Origin of the sequence: Homoserinimonas sp. OAct 916 (assembly GCF_003260275.1) — a bacterium.
Lineage (GTDB): Bacteria > Actinomycetota > Actinomycetes > Actinomycetales > Microbacteriaceae > OACT-916.
The window spans coordinates 1-26678 of the sequence record NZ_QJHB01000008.1 but is presented as its reverse complement, the minus strand read 5'-3'; the positions used below and the strand labels follow the sequence as shown (position 1 = coordinate 26678).

The 26678-nt window shown below is 63.8% G+C and carries 28 protein-coding genes; 23 read left to right on the top strand and 5 right to left on the bottom strand.

What is annotated here, in order from left to right:
- Positions 1-32 precede the first annotated feature (32 nt).
- From trmD to dprA, 9 genes are all read left to right on the top strand, one after another.
- A complete protein-coding gene (gene trmD / locus DL891_RS10420) occupies positions 33-743 on the top strand; it encodes a tRNA (guanosine(37)-N1)-methyltransferase TrmD (protein ID WP_111720375.1) in 711 nt (236 codons plus the stop codon).
- Between the two features lie 86 nt (positions 744-829).
- Entirely contained in the window at positions 830-1345 is a 516-nt protein-coding gene (locus tag DL891_RS10415) for an MFS transporter (RefSeq protein ID WP_111720374.1), read from the top strand.
- 159 nt (positions 1346-1504) lie between these two features.
- Positions 1505-1846 (top strand): 50S ribosomal protein L19, encoded by a 342-nt coding sequence (gene rplS, locus DL891_RS10410; protein WP_111720373.1) that lies wholly within the window; start codon positions 1505-1507, stop codon positions 1844-1846.
- Positions 1847-1966: 120 nt separating this feature from the next.
- On the top strand, positions 1967-2749 hold the full coding sequence (lepB, locus tag DL891_RS10405) for a signal peptidase I (RefSeq protein WP_111720372.1): 783 nt from the start codon (positions 1967-1969) through the stop codon (positions 2747-2749).
- Positions 2746-3414, top strand: a complete 669-nt coding sequence (locus DL891_RS10400) for a ribonuclease HII (protein ID WP_111720371.1) — start codon at positions 2746-2748, stop codon at positions 3412-3414. Before lepB ends, DL891_RS10400 begins: the two co-directional genes overlap by 4 nt.
- A 12-nt stretch (positions 3415-3426) precedes the next feature.
- Positions 3427-3750, top strand: coding sequence for a DUF2469 domain-containing protein (locus DL891_RS10395; RefSeq protein WP_111720370.1), 324 nt, complete (start codon positions 3427-3429; stop codon positions 3748-3750).
- 397 nt (positions 3751-4147) lie between these two features.
- Complete coding sequence (locus tag DL891_RS10390) at positions 4148-4504, top strand: YraN family protein (protein ID WP_111720369.1); 357 nt, start codon at positions 4148-4150, stop codon at positions 4502-4504.
- The gene (locus DL891_RS10385) at positions 4504-6042 is read left to right on the top strand and encodes a YifB family Mg chelatase-like AAA ATPase (protein ID WP_111720368.1); all 1539 of its coding nucleotides are present in this window, start codon (positions 4504-4506) and stop codon (positions 6040-6042) included. The genes DL891_RS10390 and DL891_RS10385 overlap by 1 nt, the downstream gene beginning before the upstream one ends.
- 2 nt (positions 6043-6044) lie before the next feature.
- Complete coding sequence (gene dprA / locus DL891_RS10380) at positions 6045-7388, top strand: DNA-processing protein DprA (RefSeq protein ID WP_111720367.1); 1344 nt, start codon at positions 6045-6047, stop codon at positions 7386-7388.
- 124 nt (positions 7389-7512) lie between these two features.
- Here dprA and heR read toward each other — a convergent pair whose 3' ends face one another.
- The gene (gene heR / locus DL891_RS10375) at positions 7513-8316 is read right to left on the bottom strand and encodes a heliorhodopsin HeR (protein ID WP_111720366.1); all 804 of its coding nucleotides are present in this window, start codon (positions 8314-8316) and stop codon (positions 7513-7515) included.
- Positions 8317-8423: 107 nt separating this feature from the next.
- A complete protein-coding gene (locus DL891_RS10370; protein WP_111720365.1) occupies positions 8424-8609 on the bottom strand; it encodes a hypothetical protein in 186 nt (61 codons plus the stop codon).
- Here DL891_RS10370 and DL891_RS10365 point away from each other — a divergent pair.
- Genes DL891_RS10365 through DL891_RS10355 form a run of 3 tightly spaced genes read left to right on the top strand, consistent with a single transcriptional unit; the run spans position 8608 to position 11422 of the window.
- Complete coding sequence (locus DL891_RS10365; protein WP_111720364.1) at positions 8608-9393, top strand: SDR family oxidoreductase; 786 nt, start codon at positions 8608-8610, stop codon at positions 9391-9393. The two genes, DL891_RS10370 and DL891_RS10365, sit on opposite strands and share 2 nt — an antisense overlap.
- Positions 9394-9435: 42 nt before the next feature.
- Complete coding sequence (locus tag DL891_RS10360; RefSeq protein WP_111720363.1) at positions 9436-10473, top strand: phosphodiesterase; 1038 nt, start codon at positions 9436-9438, stop codon at positions 10471-10473.
- Positions 10448-11422 carry a tyrosine-type recombinase/integrase gene (locus DL891_RS10355; RefSeq protein WP_198668869.1) on the top strand — a complete coding sequence of 325 codons (975 nt, stop codon included), beginning with the start codon at positions 10448-10450 and terminating at the stop codon, positions 11420-11422. The genes DL891_RS10360 and DL891_RS10355 overlap by 26 nt, the downstream gene beginning before the upstream one ends.
- Before the next feature lie 53 nt (positions 11423-11475).
- Here the strand turns inward: DL891_RS10355 and DL891_RS10350 are convergent, their stop codons facing one another.
- Positions 11476-12117, bottom strand: a complete 642-nt coding sequence (locus tag DL891_RS10350) for a M23 family metallopeptidase (RefSeq protein WP_111720361.1) — start codon at positions 12115-12117, stop codon at positions 11476-11478.
- A gap of 422 nt (positions 12118-12539) precedes the next feature.
- Between DL891_RS10350 and rpsB the strand changes: the two genes are divergently transcribed.
- The 8 genes from rpsB to DL891_RS17490 all read left to right on the top strand — a co-directional run bounded on the left by rpsB (position 12540) and on the right by DL891_RS17490 (position 18501).
- The gene (gene rpsB / locus DL891_RS10345; protein ID WP_111720360.1) at positions 12540-13490 is read left to right on the top strand and encodes a 30S ribosomal protein S2; all 951 of its coding nucleotides are present in this window, start codon (positions 12540-12542) and stop codon (positions 13488-13490) included.
- A gap of 18 nt (positions 13491-13508) precedes the next feature.
- Complete coding sequence (tsf, locus tag DL891_RS10340) at positions 13509-14336, top strand: translation elongation factor Ts (RefSeq protein ID WP_111720359.1); 828 nt, start codon at positions 13509-13511, stop codon at positions 14334-14336.
- A gap of 145 nt (positions 14337-14481) precedes the next feature.
- The gene (gene pyrH / locus DL891_RS10335) at positions 14482-15198 is read left to right on the top strand and encodes a UMP kinase (protein WP_111720358.1); all 717 of its coding nucleotides are present in this window, start codon (positions 14482-14484) and stop codon (positions 15196-15198) included.
- Between the two features lie 32 nt (positions 15199-15230).
- Complete coding sequence (gene frr / locus DL891_RS10330; protein WP_111720357.1) at positions 15231-15785, top strand: ribosome recycling factor; 555 nt, start codon at positions 15231-15233, stop codon at positions 15783-15785.
- Between the two features lie 6 nt (positions 15786-15791).
- Entirely contained in the window at positions 15792-16781 is a 990-nt protein-coding gene (locus tag DL891_RS10325; RefSeq protein WP_232819111.1) for a phosphatidate cytidylyltransferase, read from the top strand.
- A 13-nt stretch (positions 16782-16794) separates the two neighbouring features.
- On the top strand, positions 16795-17346 hold the full coding sequence (locus DL891_RS10320; protein WP_111720545.1) for a DivIVA domain-containing protein: 552 nt from the start codon (positions 16795-16797) through the stop codon (positions 17344-17346).
- A 129-nt stretch (positions 17347-17475) separates the two neighbouring features.
- Positions 17476-18069: a lytic transglycosylase domain-containing protein gene (locus DL891_RS17495; protein WP_232819110.1), complete on the top strand. Its 594-nt coding sequence runs from the start codon at positions 17476-17478 to the stop codon at positions 18067-18069.
- Positions 18070-18186: 117 nt separating this feature from the next.
- A complete protein-coding gene (locus DL891_RS17490) occupies positions 18187-18501 on the top strand; it encodes a hypothetical protein (protein WP_111720356.1) in 315 nt (104 codons plus the stop codon).
- A 48-nt stretch (positions 18502-18549) separates the two neighbouring features.
- Here the strand turns inward: DL891_RS17490 and DL891_RS10305 are convergent, their stop codons facing one another.
- Complete coding sequence (locus DL891_RS10305) at positions 18550-19599, bottom strand: AI-2E family transporter (RefSeq protein ID WP_111720544.1); 1050 nt, start codon at positions 19597-19599, stop codon at positions 18550-18552.
- Positions 19600-19637: 38 nt separating this feature from the next.
- On the bottom strand, positions 19638-21590 hold the full coding sequence (locus DL891_RS10300; RefSeq protein ID WP_198668852.1) for a hypothetical protein: 1953 nt from the start codon (positions 21588-21590) through the stop codon (positions 19638-19640).
- A 271-nt stretch (positions 21591-21861) separates the two neighbouring features.
- Here DL891_RS10300 and DL891_RS10295 point away from each other — a divergent pair, with 271 nt between their 5' ends.
- From DL891_RS10295 to DL891_RS10285, 3 genes are all read left to right on the top strand, one after another.
- A complete protein-coding gene (locus DL891_RS10295) occupies positions 21862-23772 on the top strand; it encodes a hypothetical protein (RefSeq protein WP_111720355.1) in 1911 nt (636 codons plus the stop codon).
- Positions 23769-24743 carry a tetratricopeptide repeat protein gene (locus DL891_RS10290; RefSeq protein ID WP_111720354.1) on the top strand — a complete coding sequence of 325 codons (975 nt, stop codon included), beginning with the start codon at positions 23769-23771 and terminating at the stop codon, positions 24741-24743. The genes DL891_RS10295 and DL891_RS10290 overlap by 4 nt, the downstream gene beginning before the upstream one ends.
- Positions 24744-25297: 554 nt before the next feature.
- On the top strand, positions 25298-25897 hold the full coding sequence (locus DL891_RS10285; protein ID WP_111720353.1) for a heme-binding protein: 600 nt from the start codon (positions 25298-25300) through the stop codon (positions 25895-25897).
- Positions 25898-26678 lie beyond the last annotated feature (781 nt).

The window sequence follows — 26678 nt, the reverse complement described above, 5'->3', positions numbered from 1 at the left end:
CCGGGCGCGGATTGATCCCTAAGCTTGGTGCCGTGCGCATCGACATCATCACGATCTTTCCGGAGTTCTTCTCCGTGCTCGACGTCTCACTGCTCGGCAGGGCCCGGCAGACCGGGCTGATGGAGTTGGGCGTGCACGACTTGCGTCAATTCACCCATGACCGGCACCGCACCGTCGATGACACCCCGTACGGCGGGGGAGCGGGCATGGTGATGAAGCCAGAGCCGTGGGGCGAGGCGCTGGACGCCTTGCTGCCACCCGAACAAACAAGCCTCGGCACTCCACTGGTCATTTTCCCGTCCCCCGCCGGTGAGCTCTTCACTCAGGCGATCGCGCGCGAGCTGGCCGCCGAGCAGCACTTGATCTTCGGTTGCGGGCGATACGAGGGAATCGACCAGCGTGTCGTCGACGACGCGGGCGCTCGGGCCCGGGTTCGTCTGGTCAGCCTCGGTGACTACGTGCTGAACGGCGGTGAGGTGGCGACGATGGCAATGATCGAGGCGATCGGGCGTCTGATCCCCGGCGTGATCGGAAATCCGCAGAGCCTGGTCGAGGAAAGTCACTCCGACGGCCTGCTGGAATACCCCAGTTACACCAAACCGGCCCTCTGGCGCGGACGCGCGGTACCTGAAGTGTTGACCAGCGGAAACCACGGAGCGATTGCCGCCTGGCGCCGCGAACAACAGCTGGAACGTACTCGCCGGGTGCGCCCCGACCTGCTGGATGCGACAGAAGACGAATAGCCCTCCAGAGACCCGCGCACGTCGCTCACGGTGAGCTGTCAGCGAAACTTCAGCCCGAACGCGGCGATCGTGTTTAGGCTGAGCACATGTTCATTCGGCGCATCTTCTTCAGCTGGCAGTTCATTGCCAGTTTTGCGTTACCCCTGTGGCTGTTCGTCGGCTGGGGGTTCTTCGGAGAAGGCGGCGCCACCGGCGTTCTGGCGATACTGGTCGGTGCTCCGATCCTGTTGCTCGGCATGCTCGCCGTCAGCGCTCTCACCTTCTTCCGAGGCACCGTGCGCGACGAGCGAGCCGTGTCCTGGCGCGACATCGCCATCCTCCTGCCCTGGCAGGCAGCCATCTTCGCGCTGGGGTTCCACCCGGCGGCATCCGCCTCCCTGGTGGTGCTCGTGCTGATACTCGGCCTGGTGGCATTCTGGAATGCTGTCTGGCAGTTGCTCGCCGATACCAAGCGCCGACTGGCCGGTGCGCTCGATGGGTTGGAGCACGAGGCCCGGCGTCGGTCAGCACCACCGGTCGGGTTCGACACACCGCGGAATCCCGGTTTCGACGCCCACTCCGAGAATGTGATCATCATCGAGGAGAAGCGCCCGCGAGCGTGAGTCTCGCCGCGCTTTGCGCTCGGGCCCCCATCTGTGACAGAATTGGCGACTGTGCCGTTGCTGCCTCTGCCATGGGGGAGTGCGCTATCAATGCGGCCATCAACTTTTTTGACTCTCAAACCGTAGTCGACCTGTGGCGGCTGCAGGAAGCGATGCATCATGCACATTCTCGACCAGGTCGACGCGGCCTCCCTCCGTTCTGACATTCCTGACTTTCGGGCCGGTGACACCGTCAAGGTGCACGTGAACATCATTGAAGGTACGCGCAGCCGTATCCAGGTGTTCCAGGGCGTCGTCATCGGTCGCTCCGGCGATGGTGTGCGCGAGACCTTCTGCGTGCGCAAGGTCAGCTTCCAGGTTGGCGTCGAGCGTACCTTCCCGGTGCACTCGCCCGTCATCGACCACATTGAAATCGTCTCGCGCGGTGACGTGCGCCGCGCCAAGCTCTACTACCTGCGCAGCCTGCGCGGCAAGAAGGCGAAGATCAAGGAAAAGCGCTAGTAGCCGCTTTCACCTCCGCAGTTTCTTCGGCCGGCCCCGCTGAGGGCCGATTCGATCGCACGAGCTCCTGCCACCCTGGACGGGGGCAGGAGCTCTCGCGGTTAACTGATAGATTTCGAGATGATGACACAGATTGAGGCGCCTGACGAAGGCCACGACGAGGGCGCGCCCAGCAGGTCACGCAACGTCAGACTCTTCATCCGCGACATCCTCGTCATCTTCCTCATCGCCCTGCTGGCATCAGTTCTGATCAAGACGTTCCTGATCCGCTCGTTCTACATTCCCTCCACGTCAATGGAACAGACCCTTCTGGTCAATGACCGCATCATCGTCAATCAGCTCGTTCCGTCGCTCGTGCCGATCAAGCACGGTGATGTCGTGGTGTTCCGCGACCCGGGCGGGTGGCTGTACCCTCGTGCCGAAACCGAGCAGAATCCGCTGATCGCCTCCCTGGACTGGGTGATGTCGGCGATCGGGCTCTCTGCTTCCGACAGTGACGACCACTTGATCAAACGGGTGATCGGCCTGCCGGGAGACAGGGTGACCTGTTGCACACCACTCGGGGAGCTCACGATCAACGGGGTGCCCATCAAGGAGCCCTACATTGTCATCGGACCGGGAGACACCGACGCGGCCACGCTCCCGTTCGACGTGACTGTGCCCCCGGACTCCCTGTGGGTGATGGGCGACAACCGCTACAACTCGAAGGACTCCAGCCGCAACCAGGATCTGCCCGGCAAGGGCTTCGTGCCGGTTGACCACGTCGTCGGGCGCGCCTTCGTGATCAGTTGGCCGGTGGATCGCTGGAGCTGGTTGGGCAATTACCCCGACGTGTTCCGTGGGGTCGAGCCTGAACAACCCGCGTCGAATGCGCCTGTCACCGGTGCGGGGCCCCTCGGATGACACCACCGGCTGATCCGACGCTGGAGGTCGAGAGGCAACTGCACGAGGCCGGCGCCCAGTTCGTGATCGGCTGTGACGAAGTGGGTCGAGGTGCGTTGGCCGGACCGGTCGCGGTCGGACTGTCCGTGGTCGATTCCAGTGTGGGGCCGATCCCCGAGGGGCTGAGGGATTCCAAACTGCTGGCCGAGAAGCGGCGCACCGCCCTCGCCCCGCTTGCCCGCGACTGGTCGCTGTATGCGGCGGTTGGGCTGGCCTCGGCGCGCGAGGTCGACGAGTTGGGCATCACCGCCTGCCTCGGACTGGCCGCACGACGCGCGCTGGTCGAGTTGCACGAGGCCGGGGCGGCGATCACCCTGAGCGTGGTGCTGCTCGACGGGCACCAGGACTGGCTGAATCCGGCGCTCGCGACGCCACTACGGGTCGTGACGCGGGTCAAAGCCGACCGCGATTGCGCGTCGGTGGCGGCCGCCTCGGTGATTGCGAAGGTGCACCGAGACCAACTGATGATTGAACAAGACCTCCGGACGCCCGGCTACGGCTGGGCCTCGAACAAGGGCTACGGGTCGGCCGCACACATGGCTGCGATCCACGAGCTGGGGCCAACTCATTTTCACCGGCGCAGCTGGCTGAAGAGCAAAGATGAGCTTGCCGGGCCGACGGCCTAAGATTGAACCACCATGGATGATGATGAATTCGAGGACTACGACCGCGAGGTCGAGCTTGCCCTGTACCGGGAGTACCGGGACGTGGTCTCCCAATTCAAGTTCGTTGTCGAGACAGAACGTCGGTTCTACCTGGCCAACGAGGTCGACCTCGTGCGCCGCGACACCGACCACGACTTCTACTTCGAACTGACCATGACGGATGTCTGGGTGTGGGACGTCTATCGCTCCGACCGGTTCGTGAAGTCCGTGCGGGTGCTCACCTTCAAGGACGTCAATGTCGAGGAGCTGTCGAAGAAGGACTTCGAACTGCCCAAGGAGCTCGCTCTCGACGAGTAGTTCTCGCCCCTCAGCACTTCGCTCCACGCAGCACGCATCGCCCCGGTTTGATCTTGAGCGAAGTGTTCCAAAGGGTGCTCAGTGCCGTGAGCGCGATGAGTCATGGTGCTCGATGCAGGCACCGGCCGCTACGGCATATGGTGACAAGTGCGGATCGCTCGTGTCCGGGCACCGGTTGAATCCACCGCGCATTGACCTCAGTGTGGGCGTGGTTCTGCGAGGAACGTGCACTCGGTGACGGCTGCAATGACGCCCTGAGCGCACCAATGCTGGACATTGCTGTTGATCTGCTGGAGCCCCTCCCCGGGAGGGATGGCGTGGCTGGGTTGTGCACATTTTCGTTTCTTCCGCTCGGGTAGCCCGCCACCGCACCGCAGGCTCGTTGCAGGAGGATGCGATGGCGGGCAAAGACGACCTGGGGCGAATGGGCGAAGAGCTTGCCGCCCGCTACCTGGTGGAAAAGGGTTATGCGATCCTCGACCGCAATTGGCGGTGCGATCAGGGAGAGATCGACATCATCGCGTGGCAGGGGGGAGAAGTGGTATTCGTCGAGGTGAAGACTCGGTCTGGACTGAAATTTGGGCACCCATTCGAGGCCATCACGACGGCCAAGCTGGCGCGGATGAACCGGTTGGCCTATGCGTGGTGCGCTCAGGGCTCTGACCGAGTGCCACGCATTCGGGTCGACGTGATCGCGGTGATCGCACCGCACGGCTCAGAACCGCAGTTGGAACATCTGGAGCGGGTGTTCTGATGAGTCTCGGCCGAACCTACGCGGTGGCCCTTCTGGGGTTGACCGGGTCGATCGTCGAGGTCGAGGCCGACATCTCCAGCGGGCTGCCGAAAATCGTGCTGGTCGGGTTGCCGGATGCCGCGCTCAACGAGGCCAGGGAAAGGGTGCGGGCGGCGGCAGCGAACTCCGGTTGCAGCATCGCCGGGCATAAGATCACCATTGCCCTGTCACCGGCGGCGCTGCCGAAACAGGGTTCCGGTTTTGACCTGGCCATTGCTATTGCCTCCCTGGTCGCGACGGGAGACATCCCGGCCGAGAGCGCGAGTCGGGTGGTGCACCTGGGGGAGCTCGGGCTCGACGGCAGACTAAGGCCGGTTTTCGGCATACTGCCCGCTGTTCTGGGAGCGGTTCGGGCGGGGATGACCACCGTCATGGTGCCCACAGGCAATGCCGCCGAAGCCGAATTCGTGCCGGGGGCCCGCATCATCCCGGTCGCAAGCCTGCGCGACGCAGCCATCTGGCACGGGGTCGACCTCGAACCGCGCGAGGTGGAGGCGATCCTGCCCAAACCGGGCGTGATTGCCCCGGCAGAAGACGTCACAGCGCTCGATCTGGCCGACGTGATCGGCAATGAGTCCGCAATAGATGCGTTGCAGGTGGCCGCAGCGGGCGGGCACCACATGTTTCTGCTTGGGCCGCCGGGTGCCGGAAAGACGATGCTGGCCGCTCGGCTACCCGGGTTGCTGCCCGACCTCACGGCCGAGCAGTCGCTTGAGGTGTCGTCGATCCAGTCGCTGTCGGGTCGCGTGCTCGGCGACGCGCTGGTCACCCGACCCCCGCTGGAGAACCCGCACCACACCGCGACAGCGGCCGCAATGATCGGTGGCGGAAGCGGGGTGATCCGCCCCGGTGCCGCTGCGCGCGCCAGCGACGGGGTGTTGTTCCTGGATGAGGCTCCAGAATTTCGGTCGAGTGTGCTGGATTCGCTTCGTCAGCCGTTGGAGTCGGGACTGATCAGCATTCACCGTGCGAACGCTGTGGCGCACTATCCGGGCCGGTTCCAGCTGGTGATGGCAGCGAACCCGTGCCCCTGTGGGCAGTACGGGGCCGGCGATCAGGAGTGCACCTGCCCGCCGAGTGCGAGGCGTCGTTACCTTGCGAGAATCTCGGGCCCGTTGCTTGATCGCATCGACATCCAGTTGGGTGTGCAGCGGGTGACGGCTGCGCAGTTGCGGATGGTTGGTGACCGGCCCCAGGTGACAACTGCTGCGGCGCGCAGCCGGGTCGAGGCGGCGCGTGCCTTGGCTGCCGACCGCTTGAAACAGACCCCGTGGGTGACGAACTCGCAGGTGCCCGGGTCGTGGTTGCGCACCGGGCCTGCGGCGTTGGGGCGCCCGGTCACCGCTGTACTCGACCGCGCCCTGGAGCGGGGTGGGATCACCATGCGCGGCTATGACCGGGTGATTCGGGTGGCGTGGAGCATCAGCGATCTGGATGGATCTGGCTCCCCGACGGCGGACCACGTCGGCAGGGCGCTGTATTTCAGGAAGGGAATATGAGCATGACTGATTTCAAGTTGGACCGGTTGCGGGTGGCTGCGGCGACCCGGGCGGTACGGCCGCCACGTCCGCGACGGAGCGGCACTGGCTCCGAGAACGTTGGTGACTCGAGTGCGGTCGCGGAACGAGACCCCGAGGTCGAGGCGGAGGTATTCGCGCGGGCGACCTGGTCGGGAATCGCCGAACCGGGAGACTCGGTCGCGGGCATGGTCACTCAGATGCTGGGCGCCAGCCGCGCCCTGACAGGACTGATCGAGCGGTGGAGCACCCGCCGCTGGATCGTGGAACTGGTCGACGGGGCGACTGACCCCGTCGAGGAGGGTTCGCAGCTGGCGTTGAGGCTGGGCCCTCAAATTTCGGAGGCCCTGAAGCGATGGTTGCCGCGTATCAGTTCGGACACTGCTTTGCGATCGTTGGAGCAGGCCGCCCGCATCGGAGCCCGGTTGTTGATTCCCGGCGACGCCTTGTGGCCGGCCGGACTGGATGACCTCGCCATGAATGCTCCGATCGCGTTGTGGTGGCGGGGGAGCGATGACGTGTGGGCGTCGAACAACCCGTCGATCGCGTTGGTCGGGGCGCGGGCGGCCACAGGATACGGCGAGCACGTCACCATGGAGGCGTCAGCCGGGCTGGTCGACCGCGGGTTCACCATCGTCTCCGGAGCCGCCTACGGAATCGACGGGATGGCCCACCGGGCAGCGCTGGCCAGTAAAGGTCGCACGGTTGCGTTCCTCGCCGGCGGGGTGGACAGGTTTTACCCGAGTGGGCACGATGCCCTCTTGAGCCGGATCGCGCAGGTGGGAGTGGTGGCCTCCGAGCTGCCGTGTGGGACTGCACCGACGAAATGGCGTTTTTTGCAGCGGAATCGGCTGATTGCAGCGGCGAGCGCCGCGACGGTGGTCCTGGAGGCGGGTTTCCGCTCGGGCTCGTTGAACACCGCCAATCATGCGGCCTCACTCGGTCGACCACTGGGTGCGGTGCCCGGGCCGGTAACCAGTGCGGCTTCTGCGGGATGTCACCGGTTGTTGCGCGACTACGATGCGGTCTGTGTCACCAACGCAGCCCAGATGGCCGAAATCGTGACCTTCGACCCGGCATCCAGCGCCGATGAAGGTCGCGGTGCCGCCGGTCGGCTGGCTGCAGTGGGCGCCGCGGATCTCTCGTCAGATCAAGTACGGATCCTCGACGCGTTGAGTACCCGCAGCAGCCGAACGGTGGAAGATGTCGCCAGGCGCGCGGGCATGTCGGTCGGGCAGGTCTGTTCCGGTCTCGGCACTCTCGAGCTGGATGACCGGGCACGCAACACCGATACCGGCTGGCTGGCCGCCTTCAGCCCCTCGACGTGACGGGCAAAATCATGCTCGAGCGCAATCTTCTCATCAGGACCTCGGCGCCGTTCCAGAGCTGGTCGACCTGCAGGATTGGACCGGACCCGCGCCCCCGTTTGTCACTGGGAGCTGTGGGGCACACTCAGCCGGTGATCGCGGGGACGATGGCGCCCGCAAATACCTGCCAGGCGAGCACCGACTTCGCGACCAGACTCAGCGTGATGTAGGTGCGCTCGCCCTGCAAGTAGCTCTTCCACTTGCCGACCTGCTTGTACTGAAGCCACTGGTTGACAGCGAAAGTATTGAAGAAGAGGAACAAGGAGATGACAATGCCGATGACGAAGCCGGGCGCGGCAACACCGCTCTCACTCCCGATGCGAAGGAAGTAGATGAGAATAATGATCCAGGGTACGCTGCCGACCATCGAACCGAAGATGAAAGGCAACATTCCGCCGGAGCCCGGCTGTTCGTACTTCTCCTGCAGTGCTCCGAAGAGGATCATCGCTGCATTCAACGCAAAGACTGCGAACAAGGCGGCAATATCGGTCACCCCGTTGATGGCCAGGATCAGCCAGATCATGATTGACGAGCTGAGGGCGTATTCGGTCCATCGGAAGTAGTTGTGATTCTGCAGAAGACCATTCTTATAGCGGCCGAAGAACCACGGGCTGGAGATCAGGAAGTGGAAGAAGGCACTGAGGGCGAGGAACACGACGACCCCGACGCCGATGTTGATCTCGAACACAGTCACTCGCTCGGGCGGCACGGGAGCACCGGGAGGGCCAGCCAGGTAATCCGCCGTTACTGGGAACAGCACCTGGGTGCTGAGCATGGTGAGAGCGATGGCGAAGGCGATGGCTTGCAACAGGTGCAAACTCCCCGCAACGACGTTGTAGATTCGCAGCCGATCGACCTGCTGATCAGCGGAGTAGTTCTTCTTCGCCATGACTGCACTCCTTTGCGTGGTCGGATCACAACGCTAACATCACCTCGCGTTTGAATTGGCCCATATCACCTGCGCGCAGTCGCATTCCGGTCGCCCCTGGCTATCGATCACGTGAACGAGGTTGGCTTTGGTGACTGAGAGCGCAACTGGGTTGTGGCGACCCGGATGCCCACCGCACCCTGTTTTCGCTCGTACTTCTGCCGGGCATCATTCTGGAAATGCTGCCGCGCGCCGCGGTAGACACGCAACGCGGCCGAGCCGAATGACAGCGCCAGCCCGTAGGCTGGCATCATGTCTCGAACGTATGTCGTCACTGGGTCCGCATCGGGAATCGGCGCCGCCACGGCCGAGCTGCTTCGGGAGCGCGGCTTCCGGGTGATCGGAGTCGATCTCCGCAACGCGGATGTCGAGGCGGACCTCTCCACCGCCGAGGGCCGTTCGAAGGCCGTCGCCGAGGTGCTGGCCGCAGCAGACGGCTCCATCGACGCCGTGATCGCCGCCGCCGGGATCTCGGCACCGGTCCCGCTCACCGTGGCCGTCAACTTCTTCGGCGTGACCGACTTTCTCGCCGCCCTCGCGCCCACATTGGCCAGAAGCGAGGCTCCGCGGGCGGCTGTGGTCAGCTCCATGGCCACCCTGCAGCCGAACTCGGCCGAACTGATCGACGCCATGCTGGCCGGAGATGAGGCGACGGCCCTCGAGATCGGCGGCGCACTGGCCGAGAAGGGCCCCGAGGCCGGCTACCTCAACTACCCGTCGAGCAAGCGTGCACTGAGCCGGTGGGTGCGCCGCGAATCGATCACCCCGCAGTGGGCTGGTGCGGGTATCCCGCTGAACGCGGTGGCGCCCGGCACGGTTATCACCGCCATGACCAAAGACCTCCTCTCGACTGAAGAGGGCGCGAAGATGGTGGACTCCCACGTGCCAATGCCACTCAACTACCACTCAGAAGCTGTGGTGATCGCGCGCTTGCTCGCCTGGCTCACCAGTGAGGAGAACACGCACACAACCGGGCAGACCATCTACATCGACGGCGGCGCCGACGCATCACTGCGCGGCGACGACATTTGGAGCTGAGCGCCCCGGGAAATGCCCTGGTCGCCGAAGTAGGATTTCACGATGACTGAACTGGCAGGGCGGATGGGTCAGCACCCGCGCCCGACCCACGTGATCGTTCACCTCAGTGACCTTCACCTGTTGTCGGGCGGTCAGCTGCTCTTCGGCGCCGTCGACACCGAGGGACAGTTGCAGCGTGCACTCGAGCAGCTGGAGACTTCGGGAATCCGTCCCGACGCGATCGTCGTCAGCGGAGACATCACCGACCGTGGTGAGCCTGATGCCTACCGCCGGGCACGCCGAGCAGTCGACGCTACCGCAAATCGCCTGGGCGCACCCGTGGTCTGGGTGATGGGCAACCATGACAAACGTGAGGTCTTCCACACCGAACTGTTGGACCAGCCTGCAGACCGGGAACCGGTGGACGGTGTGATCGAGGTCAATGGACTGCGCATCATCAGCCTGGACTCCTCCGTGCCCGGGTTCCACCACGGTGAGCTCAAGCCGGCCCAACTCGAGTTTCTGGCCCGAACCCTGCGCAGCCCTGCTCGGTTCGGAACAATTATCGCCATGCACCATCCGCCGGTTCCAACCCCGGTGGCGGTGCTCGACATTCTCGAGCTGGCCGATCAACATCTCTTTGCTGACACGATCAAGAACACCGATGTGCGAGCGATCCTCGCGGGACACGTGCACTACACCACAGCCGGCAACTGCGCCGGCATTCCGGTGTTCGTTGCCGGTGCCACCAGCTACACCATGGATCTGTCGGCGCCCGTTGACGAGCTTCACGGCATCGATGGTGGGCAATCCTTCAGCCTCGTGCACGTGCACGACGATCAGGTGGTGCACTCGGCCGTTCCCCTGGGGAATTTTCGCCAGGTCAGTGGAATCGGCGCCGATTTTCTCGCCTCGATGCGCAATCTGAACGCGGACGGCAGGCGAGACGCCTTCTCACGGATGCCCACGGATGACCAGGGCGAAGACGACGTCGCACCGAGTGAAGACGCACCGAGTGACGACGCACCGAGTGAAGACGCACCGAGTGACGACGCACCGAGCGAGGACGGGCCGAGTGACGAGTCGGCACCCAGTGAGTGACGAGGGCGACAGCGCGAAGTCGAGCCTCCCATCCGGCTGGAGCGGGGTGATCGGTGAGTTCATCGGCCATCTGTCAGCTGAGCGGGGCTTCTCCCCGCACACACTCAGGTCATACCGCTCCGATCTGACTGCTCTGGCGGAGTTCGCCGGCACCCTCGGCGTCGAGCGGCCCGAACACGTCTCGCTCGAGCTGCTGCGCGACTGGTTGTGGCAGGCCAGCCGTGACGAACTGGCTAAAGCAACACTGGCGCGGCGGGCCGCTGCAGCCCGGAGTCTGACCCAGTGGCTGACCCGCACCGGACAGATCCCGGTCGACCCGGCACTGAGGTTGCGTTCGCCTCGCCCCGATCGCGCGTTGCCCCGGGTGATCCACGAGCAGGGAATCGCCGAGATCTTCGACCGGTTGACCGCCGCGGCCAGGGATGGCGATGCCGGGGACCTGCGCGATCTTGCCATCATCGAACTGCTGTACGCCTCGGCGATTCGAGTGTCCGAACTGGTCGGCCTCGACGTCGCAGACGCCGACCTGGACAATTTGACCGTGCGGGTGCTCGGCAAAGGGGCGAAGGAACGCGTGGTTCCCTTCGGGGTTCCCGCCCAGAACGCGATCGTCGACTACCTGCGCCAGGGCAGACCGCATCTGCTCAGGGATCAGCCCAGGGCGCCCGCCGAATCGGCGTTGTTCCTCTCCGCCCGCGGACATCGTCTGGGTACCCGCTCGGTGTACCGTCTGGTCTCGAAGCTGCTCGACCAGGTGCCCGGCACCGGGCCCTCGGGGCCGCACGCCTTCCGTCACACGGCGGCGACGCACCTGCTCGACGGTGGCGCTGACCTGCGTGCGGTGCAGGAGTTGCTGGGCCACGCGAGCCTGGGCACGACCCAGGTGTACACGCACGTCTCGGCGGAACGACTGAAGGCCTCATACCGCACGGCCCACCCCCGGGCGTGAGTTGCCCGACCCAGGGTTCAGGCACCATCCAGCGTTCAGGCACCGCCCAGCGCTCAGCCGCCGCTGACCGGGAGCAGGACCGCCCGCGGCAGAACTCCCAGTGGGAGCCGCGGGGATATGTAGTGCCCGTGCAACCGGACCCCGAAGTGCACGCACGAATCGGCGCAGTGCCCGCCGGAGGCGACCCGGCCGATCCGGGCTCCCCGCACCACCTCGTGTCCGGCGACCAGATCGGATGCCACCGGTTCGAAGCTCGACATCAGGCCATCGGCGTGACGGATTGAAATCACGGGACGGTCGACCACCATCCCGGCAAAGAACACCGTGCCATCGGCCGGTGAGACGATCTCGTCGCGCGCACCAACACCCAGGTCGACGCCGCGATGGCCGGCACCGTACTGGGATGCGGGCGCGACGAACTCGCGCCGGATCTCCCACGGAGACTGAACGGGCCACTGCCAGTTCGGTTGCTCAGACGCCGCAACGATCAGCCCCACCTCGGCAGTGGTGATGGCAGTGGGTGCAGTGGGTGCAGTGGACGCAGCGGGCGTAGTGGACGCAGCGGGCGTAGTGGGTGCAGTGGCGGCCGAATAATCTGCAGCGATCGTCACGGAGGCCACCGCAGCCGAGGACAGGGCAAGCGAAGACAACGCGGCGACCGCAAGCAGCGTTGCAACGCGGAATCGCACTTTCATGCCTGCCATCCTGTGGCATCTGTCTCTATCGCAATCGGGCGGATGCGGGAACTGTGAGTCGTTCGAGCAAAGGAACGGTGGGGGAGGAGGCGTGAAAAAGTGTCGCCGTGCGGGCTGAATTGTGTCCTTTCGGGCTCGGCTGTGTCCTTTTGGGTTCAGCTGTACTCATTTGGCTGATAGGGTGGGGGAAGCATCCCGCGTGTCGGGATGACTACGCGTGCCCAATCGGCCTCCGTATCCATCGGTCCCTGTTCGCAAGAACCGGGCGGATTCGTGCCGGGCACCAGGCGCGTTGGCCAACAGGTCACCGCGGAAAACCGAGGGGCTATGAAGCCCGAGCACCATCGAAACACTGCCGCGTGTAACACTGCCGCGTGCAGGTTTGGATGGTTCCCGGGAGCCCAGAATCAGGAGCACGGCAGATGGCCGTAGTAACAATCCGACAGCTGCTCGACAGCGGTGTGCACTTCGGACACCAGACCCGCCGCTGGAACCCCAAGATGAAGCGATTCATCCTGACCGAGCGTTCCGGCAGCCACATCATCGACCTGCAGCAGTCGCTGACCTACATTGACAAGTCGTACGACTACGTCATGGAAACCGTGGCGCACGGCGGCACCATCCTCTTCGTGGGAACCAAGAAGCAGGCCCAGGGCGCAATCGCCGAGCAGGCGCAGCGCGTTGGCCAGCCGTACGTCAACCAGCGCTGGCTGGGTGGGTTGCTCACCAACTTCCAGACCGTCTCCAAGCGGCTTGCGCGCATGAAGGAGCTGGAAGAGGTCGACTTCGACGACACGACCAAGGGCTACACCAAGAAGGAGCTCTTGATCCAGAAGCGTGAGCTCACCAAGCTGCAGCGTTCGCTCGGTGGTATCCGCAACCTCACCAAAACCCCGTCAGCGCTCTGGATCGTTGACACCAAGAAGGAGCACCTCGCCATTGACGAGGCGCGCAAACTGGGCATCCCGGTCATCGCGATCCTCGACACCAACTGCGACCCCGACGAGGTGCAGTACCCGATTCCCGGCAACGACGACGCGATCCGCTCGGTCGGCCTGCTGACCAGGATCATCGCGGATGCCGCAGCCGAGGGTCTCATCAAGCGTCACCAGAAGAGCGACGAGACCGACGCCCCGGTCGAGCCGATGGCTGAATGGGAGGCCGAATTGTTGAAGGCTTCCACCGACGCCGCGGCTGAAACCGCTCCCGATGAGCGCGCCACCGAGTCCACCCCCGAGCAGTCCTCTGTCGAGACCGAGAAGTCGGTCGCCGCGGAAGAGACCGCAAAGGACGAACCGACACCGGCTGAGGAAGCCGCTGCTGCCGAGGCCCCTGAGGTCGTCGCCCCGGCATCCGCAGCCGACACCGAATAAGCAAAGGAACTCATATCCATGGCAAACGTCACACTTGAAGCAGTCAAAAGCCTGCGCGAGCGACTGGGCACCGGCATGGTCGACACCAAGAACGCTTTGGTCGAGGCCGGTGGCGATATGGAGAAGGCCGTTGAGATTCTGCGCCTGAAGGGGGCGAAGGGCAACGCGAAGCGCGCTGACCGTTCCACCTCTGAAGGCCTGGTCGCTGCAACCGTCTCCGGCGAGACCGCAACCATGATCGAGCTCGCCTGCGAGACCGACTTCGTTGCGAAGGGCGAGAAGTTCATCGCCCTGGCCGACAGCGTGCTGGCCGCGGTAGCCGCAGCCGGCGCCGCGACCGTGGACGAGGCCGTGGCCGCTCCATCGGATGCGGGCACTGTTGCCGACCTCATCAACGATCAGGCAGCGATCCTGGGCGAGAAGATGGAACTGCGTCGCGTCGCCCAGGTCGCGGGCCCGGCCCACGAGATCTACCTGCACAAGACCAACAAAGACCTGCCACCGCAGGTCGGCGTGGTCGTGGGCTACTCCGGTGGCGACGCCGAGACGGCCCGCAGCATTGCGCAGCACATCTCGTTCGCCAACCCCGAGTACCTCTCACGGGACGACGTTCCGGCTGAGCTGGTCGAGGCGGAGCGCAAGATCGTTGAAGAGATCTCCCGCAACGAGGGCAAGCCTGAGGCTGCCCTGCCGAAGATCATCGAGGGGCGCCTGACCGGCTACTTCAAGCAGGTCGCACTTCTCGAGCAGGACTACGCGAAGGACAACAAGATGACCGTCGCCAAGGTCATCGCCGATGCGGGGCTGACCATCACCGGGTTTGCCCGGTTCAAAGTCGGCGCCTGAGGTGCCACGGGGGAGTCCGAATCGCTGATGCGATTCGGACTCCCTTTTTGCGCCCGCACACTCGTGGAATCGTGCCGTGATGTGATCGTGCGGAGCCGGAACACGATAGCTTTGAACTGATCTCGAACCAGAAGGAAGACAGCCGATGTCGGAAGCCACAGCACCACGCAGAGTTCTGCTCAAACTTTCCGGAGAAGCCTTCGGCGCCGGGTCGGTCGGGGTCGACCCCGATGTGATCAGCGCCCTCGCCCGGGAGATCGCCGAAGCGGCGCTCACCGTCGAGGTGGCGATCGTCGTCGGTGGAGGCAACTTCTTTCGGGGTGCCGAACTCTCCCAACGCGGCATGGACCGTGGGCGGGCAGACTACATGGGAATGCTGGGCACGGTGATGAACGCCCTCGCGCTGCAGGACTTTCTGGAGCAGGCCGGTGCCGAGACCCGGGTGCAGTCAGCGATCTCGATGATCCAGGTCGCCGAACCGTATATCCCGAGGCGCGCCATCCGGCACATGGAGAAGGGCCGCGTCGTCATCTTCGGCGCCGGTGCCGGACTCCCGTACTTCTCCACTGACACGGTCGCCGCGCAGCGTGCTCTGGAGATCCACGCCGACGTCGTGCTGGTGGCCAAGAACGGTGTGGACGGAGTCTATTCCGACGACCCACGAGTCAACCCCGATGCGAGCAAGATCGACGCGATCACCTACCTTGACGCCCTGCAATCAGGGCTCAAGGTCGTGGACTCGACCGCCTTCAGCCTCTGCATGGACAACCATATGCCGATGCAGGTGTTCGGGATGGCGCCGGCTGGGAACGTCACGAGGGCAATCCTCGGCGAAAAACTTGGCACACTGGTCAGCAACTAAACTTGGCCTGACGAACCGAAGAGGGAGCAAAATTGATTTCGACTGTACTGACCGAAACCAAAGACAAGATGGCCAAGGCCGTCGAGTCGGCCAAAGAAGACTTCGCCACCGTGCGCACCGGCCGGGCGAACCCGCAACTGTTCCAGAAGATCATGGTGAACTATTACGGCACCGCCACGCCACTTGAGCAGCTGGCATCCCTGCACAACCAGGACGCGCGAACCCTGCTGATCACCCCATATGACAAGAGTGCACTGCGCGACATCGAGCAGGGCATCCGCGACACCCCGAACCTCGGCGCCAACGTCGGCAACGACGGCATCGTGATTCGGGCGAGCCTGCCGGAGCTGACTCAGGATCGCCGCCGGGATTATGTGAAGATCGTTCGTGCCAAGGGCGAAGAAGCGAAGGTGGTGGTGCGCAACGTGCGCCGCAAGGCCAAGGATGAGCTGGATGCGCTGAAGAGTGAGGTGGGCGACGACGAGGTGGCGCGCGCCGAGAAGGAACTCGAAGCGGTTACCAAGAATCACGTCGACGCCATCGACGACGCGTTGAAGCGCAAGGAAGCTGAACTCCTCGAGATCTAGGTGGTCATGGACAACGACGCGAAAGGCCCCGACCCCGCCGCGCCCCGAGAGGCGAGCGATACCGAACGCTCGGCGTTCCGTAAACGCGTGAAGAAGAGGCGCGCCGGCATCGAACACCAGATGCAGGTCACCCGCGCCCAGATCGATCAGGCGAACGAACGGATTGAAGCCAGAACCGGCCGCAACCTGATCATGGCGATTCTGATCGGGATCGGTCTGGGGTCGCTTCTCGTGCTCAGCCTGGTATTCATCAAGGCACTGTTCATGGTCTTCGCCGGATTGTTGATCGCGTTCACCGTGTTCGAGTTCGCCAGCGCGCTACGACGCGCCGGCCGCGATATCCCGCGCATCCCCACCGTGCTCACGGCGCTGGCGGTCGTGCCATGCACCTACTACTTGGGTGCCACGGGCCTCTGGTACAGCGTGCTCGCCGGAATTGCCTTCGTCTCGCTCTGGCGGATCGTCGAGTACTCCATTCCCGCTCTTCGCGGGCACAGCACGTCGCTGTGGCGCGATATCGCGGCTGGCGCGTTCGTGCAGGTGTACGTCACCTTTCTCGCGTCGTTCTCGGTGCTTCTCGCGGCCCAGAACAACGGGGGCCAGTGGTGGGTGCTCGCCTTCCTCATTCTCGTCGTCTCGATCGATACAGGGGCGTATGCGAGTGGCCTCAACTTCGGCAAGCACCCGATGGCACCGTTGATCAGTCCGAAGAAGACCTGGGAGGGGTTCGCGGGGGGAGTCGTTGTCGCGATGATCGCCGGAATACTGCTCGCCCTCTTCATGCTCGACCAGCCCTGGTGGGTTGGAGTCATCTTCGCAGCGACCATGGTGTTCACGGCTACGTTGGGTGACCTGGCCGAATCCCTGATCAAACGCGACCTCGGGATCAAAGACATGAGTTCTTGGCTGCCCGGGCACGGCGGACTCCTCGATCGGATGGACTCGATTCTTCCCTCTGCCGCGGCCGCGTTCGTGCTGTTCGTGATCTTCGTCTAGGAGAATGCTGGTCATGAGCAATACGTTTCCGCGCACCAAACGATCCGTTTTCGGATACAACGTCGAGCAAGTCGAAGATTTTCTCAAAGACGCCCGACGTGCCTACGACGCCGCAGATGCCGAGACCCCCCAGCTCGTCTCGAAGGAGATCCGCCACACCGCCTTCGTGATGCAGAAGGGTGGGTACTCGCCCAGACATGTCGATGCTGCGATGGAACGGTTGGAAGACGCCTTTGCGCAGCGCGAAAGGGATCGCAATGCCGCCCAGTTGGGCGCGGAGGGCCTGTTGCAGCTTGCCCGGCAGGATGCCCAGGTCATTCTGGATCGGTTGCTGCGTCCGGCGAATGAGAAATTCAGACGGGCCGGATCGTTGACCACCGGCTACAGCCGCAAGGAGGTCGACGCGTTTGCGCAGCGAATCGTCTCCTATTTTCAAGAGGGCACCGCGGTGACTGTCGACGAGGTGCGCACCGCAGTGTTTTCACCGGAACGGCGCGGCTACGACGAGACCCAGGTCGATCTCGTTCTGGACGGGGTCATCGACGTGATGTTGGCGGTTCGGTGACCACACGGTTGCAGACTGTGAATTTTTCCTGATCTGGGCTAAAATCGAGGAATTGTGACAAATTATCGCGCTCGTGTTGAGCATTCCCAGCCCCGCGCCACGGCGGTAATGCCTTATCGCAGGCCCGGCTTGAGAACCCCCGTCGCGCTTATTGTCTTCGCATTCACCGCGGTCACCGCCTTCGTGTTCGTGAACGTCGTTGACCCGTACTCGGGTGCGACCGCAATGCCGTACTTCCAGCTCGAGGCCCGATATTCGGCGCACGAGATGCAGACGGTTCAAGTCGCGGGAGGCTTTGACCTCGCGGTCACGAGGGACGGGTTCACGGTCGAAGACCCGCCCCCGCCCCCGCCGCCACCACCTCCACCACCACCGGTCGAAGAAACGGTCTACAACGCTCCAGCTGCCGCATCTCCCGACCCGGGTTCGGCCCAGGCCTACGCACACGGTGCCGTGCTCGCGCGCGGGTGGGGCGAAGGGGACTTCAGCTGTCTGGTCGCCCTCTGGAACCGCGAGTCCGGGTGGAATGTGAACGCGATGAATCCCTCCAGCGGTGCCTACGGCATTCCGCAGTCGCTGCCGGGCAACAAGATGTCATCTGCTGGATCAGACTGGGAGACCAACGCAGCCACGCAGGTCGAATGGGGCCTGGGCTACATTCAGAACCGCTACGGATCGCCCTGTGGGGCCTGGGGCCACTCGGAGAGCAACGGCTGGTATTAGGTACTTGTAGCCCGGCATTCAGAAACCGGTCACTCAGCCGCTCGGTGCGAGATGCTGGATGCGGGCGAACGTCGCCTTCCACTGCCTTCGGCAACTCACGTCAGGACTTGCATCAGGATGCCACGACACAACCGCTCCGATCGGCGCTCTCGCCGATCGGGTGAGCAACGCAGTGAGCCGGCCGAATCACCCGGGCTGGAGAATCTTCTCGCGGGTTGGCGTCGCACCGAGGCGCGCCGGGGGGCCGAATGGAACGTGCAGCCGATCAGTGCGCGACAGGCGGTCAAGAGCTACCGGTGCCCGGGTTGTGAGCTTCCTGTCGCCGCTGGCGTGGCGCATGTAGTGGTGTGGCGCGCCGATGGGGTGCTCGGGGACCGCTCAGACCTTGACTCCCGACGGCACTGGCACTCCCAGTGCTGGTCGATCAGCTGATCGCAACCGGGGCAGGTTCGAGCTTGGCTTTCCGGCTCAACAGTAAACTCAGAGTTCGTTCTGCCTCGGGATCACGACTTGTTTGACCACGAGAAGAATTGATGCCGCGATCGGGATGGCAACCAATGCACCGAGAACCCCCAGAAGGGTTCCTCCGGCTAGTGCGGCAATCACGACGACTGCCCCGGGGATGGAGACTGCGCGGCTCATGATGTTGGGGCTCAGCAAGTATGCCTCCACCTGCATGTAGACAAGGTAGTAGATGGCTGCCGCGATTGCGGTGCCGGGGGAGGCGAGCAGCAACTGGCTGAGGGTGATGATGACGGCACCGCTGATGGTTCCGACCAGGGGGATGAGCGACAGGGTGAAAGCAACGAACGCGAAGACTGCCGGGAGCTTGGCGCCGATGATGGACAGGAAGATGAAGGTGAGCACACCATTGACCAGGGCGAGTGCGATCTGGCCGATCACGAACCGGCCAACCGCGTCGGTCACCTGTTCGCTGATGCCGGCAAAGCGAGCCCGGCTTGATGCGGGAACCAACTGGTACAAAGACCGCTTCATGGTGTCCAGTGATGCAGTGAAATAGAGAGTGAGGATGAGAACGATGATGCTGCCGAAGAGGCCGGCGGTCACGCCGGAGAGCACGTTGAACGCCCCGCCGAAGAGTTCGCCGATGTTCGTCGGGTCCTGCAGCCATTTCTGGGCCGCCTGCCATGCCTCGTTCACATCGAAGTACTGGCCGAACTGGGCATCCACCCAGGCGAGCGCATCTTCGAAGGCAATGCCCTTCAGTGATTCCGTGATCGTGTTGACCAGGCTGGTCGCCTGTTCGATGATGACCGGCACGATCGCGAAGACGAGACCGACGAAGACTCCGATGACTCCGATCACCACGGTCAGGATTGCCGCCCAGCGGGGCAGCTTCTTCTTCTCCAACCAGGAGATCAGCGGCTCGAGTCCGAGCGCGAGGAAGATGGCGACACCGATGTAGGTGATGATGGTGGCCAGCGAGGCCACCATCCCCAAGATCAGGAGGCCGAGGCCCACTCCGAGCGTGCCGAGCAACGCCGTTCTGAACGGACTCTGGATCTTCATCTGCATCGGCCCCCGCGGTGCGTTCTGTATTGCGCCGGTCAGGCGTTCTCTACGGTGCGGTCGTGGATGTCGACTTCCGTGTCTTCGGCGGGAGCGGCCTCAGCATCGTGGGCCTCAGCATCGTGGGCCTTAGCCTCGTCGGGCTCAGAATCGGAGGCCGCACCCTTGCCAGGCTCAGCATCTTCGAGAGAGGGAGCGCCGTCGAGCACTGCGGCCTCCGGGACCGATGCAGTCTGCGCGATCCGGGCTCCTGTGTCGTGCGTGACCATCTCCGCCTGGGAGAGAACCCCGCGCAGGTTGGAGAAGTAGCCCGCCACGGTGTCGCGTTCGACCCGGATGCGCTCGAGCCGGTCCTCGGCGTCGGCCACCAGCGCCCGCGTGCGCTCCTCGGCCTCGCGCTCCATCGCCTGGGTACGCTCATAGGTCTCGGCGAGCTTGCGCGCGCTGTCATCTTCTGCGCTCTCCCGGATGGCCCGCGCATCGGTCACCGCGGCCAATTCGGCCGCGTCGGCCTCTTGTTTCTTCTCCGCCGCCCGACGGGTTGCTTCGGCAAGGGCGCTGTTGGCCTCATCGAGGTACTTCTGCGTCTGGGCGACCGCATCCTGGTGCCGTTTCAGGTAGTCGGCATCCGCTTCCTCCCGTCGGGCCTTGAGCTCCACGTCGAGGTCGATCCTGGCCTGCTCGGTCTCTGCGGCCTGAGCGGCTGCCGCATCCTCCACCTTCTTCGTTCGGGCGGCCAGTTCTTCTTCCAACTTGATTCGGGCCTGTTCGCTGGAGCGGAGAAAGTCAGCTCGTGCGGTGTCCATTTCGATTTGAAACTCGGATCGCACCGAATCCTGCTCGCGCGTGTTATCGATCACAGCCTGCTCGCGCGCAGCCGCTATCTCGGCGCGGTTCCGTTCGGTCTCGAGAGCCAGCGCCGCCCGGGTCTGTTCGGCTTCGGTCGCCTGGGCGGCCCGCGCCTGCTCGGCTTCGGTCGCCAGTCGTGCGCGAGTGCTCGCCGCCTCGGCCTCGAGTTCGGCGTGGCGGCGCTGGGTCTCGGCCTCGAGGTGGGCGTGAGCTTCGGCTTTGGAGGATTCAAGCTCGATGCGAGCCTGCTCGGTCGCCGATTCGAGTTCGATCCGGGCCTTTTCTGTGCGCGCGTCGAGCTCGCTCTGGTCCCGTTCACTCTGCTGGGCGAGATCGAGCCGAGTCTGCTCGGTGGCTGACTCGAGTTCGATTCGCGCCTGCTCGGTGGCGGCGGCCAGATCCATGCGAGCCTGCTCCGACTCACGAACAAGGTCGGCGCGCTCCTGGTCGAGCTGGGCCGCCACCTCGGCCCGAGTCAACTCTGTTTCGCGCGAGAGGGCGGAGGCTTCTTCTCGGGCGGCATTCGCCTCGCGGGTCGCCACGACGCGTAGTTCGGCGGCCTCGCGTTCGGCAGCCGAACGAATGGCGGCAGACTCACGTTTGCTGGTGGCACGGGTCTCCGCAGCCTCGGTGGCCACCTGTCCCCGAATTCCGGATGCCTCGTTGAGTGCATCCTGGCGGATGACGGCTGCGTCCTCGGCCGCGCGTGCCCGGGCATCCTCTGTTTCTGCCTGAGCGTTGCGCAGCAGGGCCTCGGCTCGGGCTCTGCCCTCGGAGATCAGGCGCTCGGTGTGGGTTGCCGCCTCGGTGCGTAACTGGTCGATCTCTGCGGCGGCCGACTTTCGCAACTTTTGAGCATCGATGTCGGCCTGGGCGATCACCCGGGTCGACTGGTCCTCGGCGACGCGCAACATGTTCTCGAGTTTGCTGCCCAGCCCGGAATAGGTTGGGCTGCCGACCTCTTCCAACTCCGCGTTCAACTCGTCGATCTGGAGTCTGAGGCGCTTGACCTCCTTGGCCGCATCCGCACTCTGGGTATTCGCCTTGATCAATTCACGCCGTAGGTCGTTCAGGGCACTCTCGACCTCGGTCTTGTCGTAGCCACGGAATGCCTGGGTGAAGGCGGACTCGTCTGTGGACAATTGTTCTCCTCGGTCGATGCTGCAAGAAATTCGTGATATTCAACCGAACTCTCGTTGCGGTCGCTGGGGGCGGTGACGAACTCTAACCGAGTTTAGCCATCTGGGAGTGTACGGTGCATGGCCCCAGATTCAGGGGCTCTCAAGCTCTTTCCCAGTCAGAGAAGGTTAGGTGGCTTGGGCGGCATCCGATAATGTGGATTGTCTTTGTTTGTTGCCGTGCGGTCTCGACAGACCGAAAGTGCCGTTGCCCGGCAACACAAGAGGAGAGTCAGTGCGATTTGTCTTTGCCATCGCAGCGTTTGTCATCGCTGCGGCGATGATTGCCGGCGGGATCGCGCAGCGAACCATTTTTGCTCCACCAGACACGTTCTCGGCGGTAACAACAGTGAAGGCAGCGCCGGCGTTCACCGTGATCGACGGTAGCGTGCTGAACGCGAATCCGGGTCGGCAGACTCTTTCGGTGACCGGGACGGGCGAAGTATTCATGGCCTACGCGCGAACCTCTGATGTGAAAGCCTGGTTGGGCGATGAGCAATTTGCGAACATCACAATCAACATGCAGGCTGAAGACCCCGCCAATATCCTGTCGAGTGAGCTGAGTACCGCCACCAGCATCGAAGCGCCGCCCGCCGATCCCGCAACCGGGGGCGAAACGGAAGCGCCTGCGACGCCGGCACCAGACCCATCGCCTTCCCCGGCAGCGAAGGCGACCGACAGCGCCAAATCCACCCAAGTGGGAACTGCGGACGGAGCCGACAGCGTGCCCGGCCCGAACCCAGCGGGATCCGACCTCTGGCTGGAAGAGTTCCATGCCAGCCAGGCATTGATCCAACCGTTGAATATTCCGGAGGACATGTCGGTTCTCATCGCAAGCGACGGCACCCAACCTGCTCCGGGGAAAGTGCGCATCTCCTGGCCGCTGCAGGCCACCACCCCCTGGGCGGGGCCGTTGATCGTTGGTGGCGGGATCCTGCTCCTGATCGGACTGGGATTGTATGTGTGGGCCTGGCGTCACATGCGCCGGTCACGTGGTCCGCGCCGATCGAGTGGGCCCAAGATGCCGAAACCTCCAAAAGCTCCGAAGCCGGTCAAGCCGCGCGAGATTGAGACGCCGCACCGTGGCCGCCGAGCCATTACGAGGTCGTTTTCCGCCCTCATCCCGTTGACCTTGACAACCGTTCTTGTGCTGACCGGATGCTCGCCGGATTCCTGGCCCGATCTGAGCCAATCGGCATCACCCGCGCCGATCGATGCGCCGGCAGAAGTAGTGACCGAGCCGGTTCCGGTCGCGGTCTCGACTCCGCAATTGGAGACAATTCTCAGGCGCATCGCTGATGTGACGCGCACAGCCGACGCCGATCGTGACAAGGCTGTTGCCGCCGAGCGTTTGACCGGGTCTGCGCTGGCAATGCGTGAGGCGAACTATAAGATCCGCGGCAAGGTCAAGGACTATGCGGCGCTCCCACCCATCCCGAGCACTCCGTTGACGCTGTCGCTTCCGCAGGCCACCGACTCATGGCCGCGCACAGTCTTCACAATCGTGCAGGACAAGGAGGATACCGAGGTCGCACCGACTGCGATGTTTATGACCCAGACTTCGCCGCGTGACAATTATCGTGTCGAATACGCGGTCTCGCTCGAGCCTGATGTCACCATCCCGAAGGTCGCGCCGCCGTCTATCGGCGCCCCGATCGTCGCCCCGGATTCGAAACTCCTGTTGATGCCACCGAACCAGTTGGCGATGGCCTACTCCGACATCCTCGACAAGGGGAAGAAGAGCGAGTACTACTCGATCTTTCGCTCCACCGGTGACAGTCTGCGTGACGCGGTCGGCTTCGACTACAAGGAGCAGAAGCGTAAAGACCTTCCCGATACCGCGAAGCTTGAATTCACCAGTGCCGTGGGAGACGGTCCCACTCTCGCGCTCGGAACCAACGACTCGGGTGCGATTGTTGCCGTCGACCTGACTGAGGTCGAGACGGTGAAACCCGTGAAAGACGGAGCCACGGTTGAAGCCACCGGAGCCGCCAAGGTGCTCTCTGGTATCGAGGCATCGACCAAGGGCATCACCACGACCTATCTACATCAACTACTGTTCTATGTGCCGTCAATCGGGTCCCGCGACAAGATCGTCCTGCTCGGTTTCAGCCAGTCCTTGATGAGTTCCTCGGAGATCAAATGACAATGCCCCCAGCCGACCCCGCTAGCCTGCGCGGTGCGGTCGACCTATCCTCGCTCGTCAACCGTGCGGCCAGCCCGGCCGCTGCGGCCGATGGCTCGGCCCCCGGTGCCGGTGGTGCGCCCGCAAACGTGACGTTGCCCGGCCTCATCTTCGACGGCACCGATGCCAACTTCGGCCAATTCCTGGAATTGTCGATGACGGTGCCCGTGATCGTCGACCTGTGGGCCGAATGGTGCCAACCCTGCAAACAGCTGACCCCGGTGTTGGAGAAGCTGATTGCCGAGTTCGCGGGCCGACTGGTGCTCGTTGCCGTTGACGTCGACGCCAACCCGCAGCTGAGCCAGGCGTTCCAGGCCCAGTCGATACCCACAGTTGCGGCCCTCATCGGCGGTAACCCGGCGCCTCTGTTCGCGGGAGCGTATCCGGAGGCGCAGGTGCGCGATGTGTTCCAGCAGGTCTTGCAGCTTGCCGCAGAAAATGGGATCTCGGGTACCGTGCAGGTCGAAGGCGCTGGCGAGGCCGAGCAAGAGAACCCGGCAGAACCGGTGGAGGAGCCACTGCCGCCGCTGCACCAGGAGGCGTATGACGCCACAACGCGCGGTGACTACCCGGCGGCGATCGAGGCATACAAGACAGCGATCGCCCAGAATCCGCGCGATGAACTCGCTGTCGCCGGCCTGGCCCAGGTCAGCCTGCTGTTCCGGTTGCAGGGGCGAACGCTCGACGAGATCCGCAACGCTGCGGCGGCATCCCCAGCCGATGCTGACGCTCAGATGGCCGTGGCCGATCTGGACCTCTCCGGGGGCCACATCGAGGATGCCTTCGACCGATTGCTGACGCTGTACCCGTCGCTCGACGCAGACGACAAGGATCGTGTTCGCGGCCGCCTTCTCGAACTGTTCGAGGTGGCCGGCGCCACCGATCCGCGAGTCGTCGCTGCGCGGCGCCGCCTCACGATGCTGCTGTACTGAGCGCTGTAGCAAAACCACTGAGCGTTGTAGCACTACTGAGCGCCGTAGCACCTACTGCCCGGCCAAGGCGCTTCGCCAAGCGGCGACGCTGGCTTCACGCCTGATTCACGTCTTCGTGTGCCATCTGATCTGCTTACGCGTAGGCAGAAATGTTTCGTGGTGGTGAGCAGTTGCTCGTCCTGCGAGTCACCGTGGACGGTGTCGACGCACAAGGTGATTGTCTGAGGCACTTCCCGCCCTGAGTCTGTTGCCTTCGAGAGGTGAAACCACAATCGGAACCCGCACGGCTGGTTCGAATTCGATGAAGCGCCAAGCCACGAGGAGAGGGGCCGACACCGGGATCAGCCACCTCGCACGCCCTCCCTGGGGTGTCTGGCGGGCTCGGCACTCGAAATCGCCGCCCGAGGCAGTCACACCGGATGGACTCGTCGGTTATCCGGTCGACCGTGAAGCTTCGTGGCCAGACAGTCGCTAGGTCAATGTGTCGTTTGCTCAATGGAATCGGCGAGAGCTGAATCCGTCGCGTCTGATGGCGGGCGGAGTAGTTTGAAGAGATGACCGAACAGCAACCCTACGATGTCGTGCGGAGCTACGACCTCTTCGAGTTGCGGCGATACCCTGAGCACTTGGTGGCCGAGGTTATTGTGGGGGGACCCTTCAAAGATGCGGGCAACCGTGCGTTCCGGTACCTTTTCGCGTATATCAGCGGAGAAAACGCATCACGCGAGAAGGTCGCGATGACCGCGCCGGTGATTCAGGAGGATTCCTCGTCGAGTATCGCGATGACGGCGCCGGTCCTGCAGCAGCAGGCCGAAGAGCGATCCGGTGACGGGGCAGAGGGTAGTTTCGTTGTTGCTTTCGTGCTCCCAGCGGCGCTCAGCATCAACTCGGCGCCTCGCCCGAAGAATGACAGGGTTCAGCTGCGAGTTGTTGCCGAGGGCCTCGTCGCGGCGATCCGCTACCGCGGCCGTTGGACTGAAGAAGGCTACGTCAGTCAGCTCGCGCAACTGCGATCGGCCATTGCTGCGGCAGGATTCTCGGCCACGGGTGAACCGCGCTTTGCGCGGTTCGACCCGCCATTTCGCCCCTCCTTTCTTCGCCGCAACGAAGTGATGCTCGACGTCGACGGAGCCGACAGCCCCGATCCGCGTTAGGACGGCGCTTCAGTCAGAAGCGGACAGAAGGCAGCACCAGGCGCGTGGCGGCCCGTGCAACCACCGATGGTGAACTGGGCAGTGCGCACGTGCAGCCGACGCTGAAAGCACAACCGTCTGGATGGCGTGGCCCCCACCGGGTTCGAGACCATCATGAGCGCGCTTGTCATGTGTCATCGGTCACCTTCTCACCGATCATCGGTCACGTGATCCTGCACCAAGCCGAGGACGCCATCGGCGAAGGAGAGCTAGATAGTTGAGCAACTCCACCAGCAGAGTGCTCACAATCCAGCCGTGGGTTGCGTTCGCCAATCTGTGCGTGAGGAAAAGTGGCCCAACCGACGGTAGCCGGTGCTGAAGCGTGCACATCTCGGCCTACTGCTTGACCTACATGACGAAGGATCACGCCGGAGCGGACGGCGACTGGCGTAGCCTTGATCAGCCTTGAGCAGCCTTGAGCAGCCTTGATCAGCCTTGAGCAGCGAATGGTTGGCCGAAGGCGAGGTATCTGAGGTCGTTCAGCTTTCGGTGAAGGTGGGCCAGGTGTCTGGCTGGTCGGTGATGATCCGGCCGGTGGGGGTGGTCCATTCCAGTACTCCCGGGGACATTTGTTTCACTTCCCACCCGCCGTGGTGTTTCAGGGTGTGGTGGCCGTGGCCTGCCGAGGAGTTCTCGGACAGTGGGCCCTCTTAAAATGAGGGTGCTACTGAAAGAGAGAGCAGCATGTCCGCATCGCGTAGACGATTCACCCAAGAGTTCAAAGACGAGTTGTGCCGTGAGG

Coding starts and splice junctions, on each gene's coding strand:
- dprA (WP_111720367.1), top strand. CDS start 6,045: ATGACTGATTTCAAGTTGGACCGGTTGCGGGTGGCTGCGGCGACCCGG.
- DL891_RS10325 (WP_232819111.1), top strand. CDS start 15,792: ATGGACAACGACGCGAAAGGCCCCGACCCCGCCGCGCCCCGAGAGGCG.
- DL891_RS10370 (WP_111720365.1), bottom strand. CDS start 8,609: ATGATGCCAGCCTACGGGCTGGCGCTGTCATTCGGCTCGGCCGCGTTG.
- DL891_RS10285 (WP_111720353.1), top strand. CDS start 25,298: ATGACCGAACAGCAACCCTACGATGTCGTGCGGAGCTACGACCTCTTC.
- DL891_RS10390 (WP_111720369.1), top strand. CDS start 4,148: ATGGCGGGCAAAGACGACCTGGGGCGAATGGGCGAAGAGCTTGCCGCC.
- DL891_RS10290 (WP_111720354.1), top strand. CDS start 23,769: ATGACAATGCCCCCAGCCGACCCCGCTAGCCTGCGCGGTGCGGTCGAC.
- DL891_RS10400 (WP_111720371.1), top strand. CDS start 2,746: ATGACACCACCGGCTGATCCGACGCTGGAGGTCGAGAGGCAACTGCAC.
- DL891_RS10305 (WP_111720544.1), bottom strand. CDS start 19,599: ATGAAGATCCAGAGTCCGTTCAGAACGGCGTTGCTCGGCACGCTCGGA.
- DL891_RS17490 (WP_111720356.1), top strand. CDS start 18,187: ATGCCACGACACAACCGCTCCGATCGGCGCTCTCGCCGATCGGGTGAG.
- DL891_RS10360 (WP_111720363.1), top strand. CDS start 9,436: ATGACTGAACTGGCAGGGCGGATGGGTCAGCACCCGCGCCCGACCCAC.
- pyrH (WP_111720358.1), top strand. CDS start 14,482: ATGTCGGAAGCCACAGCACCACGCAGAGTTCTGCTCAAACTTTCCGGA.
- rplS (WP_111720373.1), top strand. CDS start 1,505: ATGCACATTCTCGACCAGGTCGACGCGGCCTCCCTCCGTTCTGACATT.
- tsf (WP_111720359.1), top strand. CDS start 13,509: ATGGCAAACGTCACACTTGAAGCAGTCAAAAGCCTGCGCGAGCGACTG.
- DL891_RS10365 (WP_111720364.1), top strand. CDS start 8,608: ATGTCTCGAACGTATGTCGTCACTGGGTCCGCATCGGGAATCGGCGCC.
- DL891_RS10415 (WP_111720374.1), top strand. CDS start 830: ATGTTCATTCGGCGCATCTTCTTCAGCTGGCAGTTCATTGCCAGTTTT.
- rpsB (WP_111720360.1), top strand. CDS start 12,540: ATGGCCGTAGTAACAATCCGACAGCTGCTCGACAGCGGTGTGCACTTC.
- DL891_RS10350 (WP_111720361.1), bottom strand. CDS start 12,117: ATGAAAGTGCGATTCCGCGTTGCAACGCTGCTTGCGGTCGCCGCGTTG.
- DL891_RS10395 (WP_111720370.1), top strand. CDS start 3,427: ATGGATGATGATGAATTCGAGGACTACGACCGCGAGGTCGAGCTTGCC.
- heR (WP_111720366.1), bottom strand. CDS start 8,316: ATGGCGAAGAAGAACTACTCCGCTGATCAGCAGGTCGATCGGCTGCGA.
- lepB (WP_111720372.1), top strand. CDS start 1,967: ATGATGACACAGATTGAGGCGCCTGACGAAGGCCACGACGAGGGCGCG.
- DL891_RS10320 (WP_111720545.1), top strand. CDS start 16,795: ATGAGCAATACGTTTCCGCGCACCAAACGATCCGTTTTCGGATACAAC.
- DL891_RS10385 (WP_111720368.1), top strand. CDS start 4,504: ATGAGTCTCGGCCGAACCTACGCGGTGGCCCTTCTGGGGTTGACCGGG.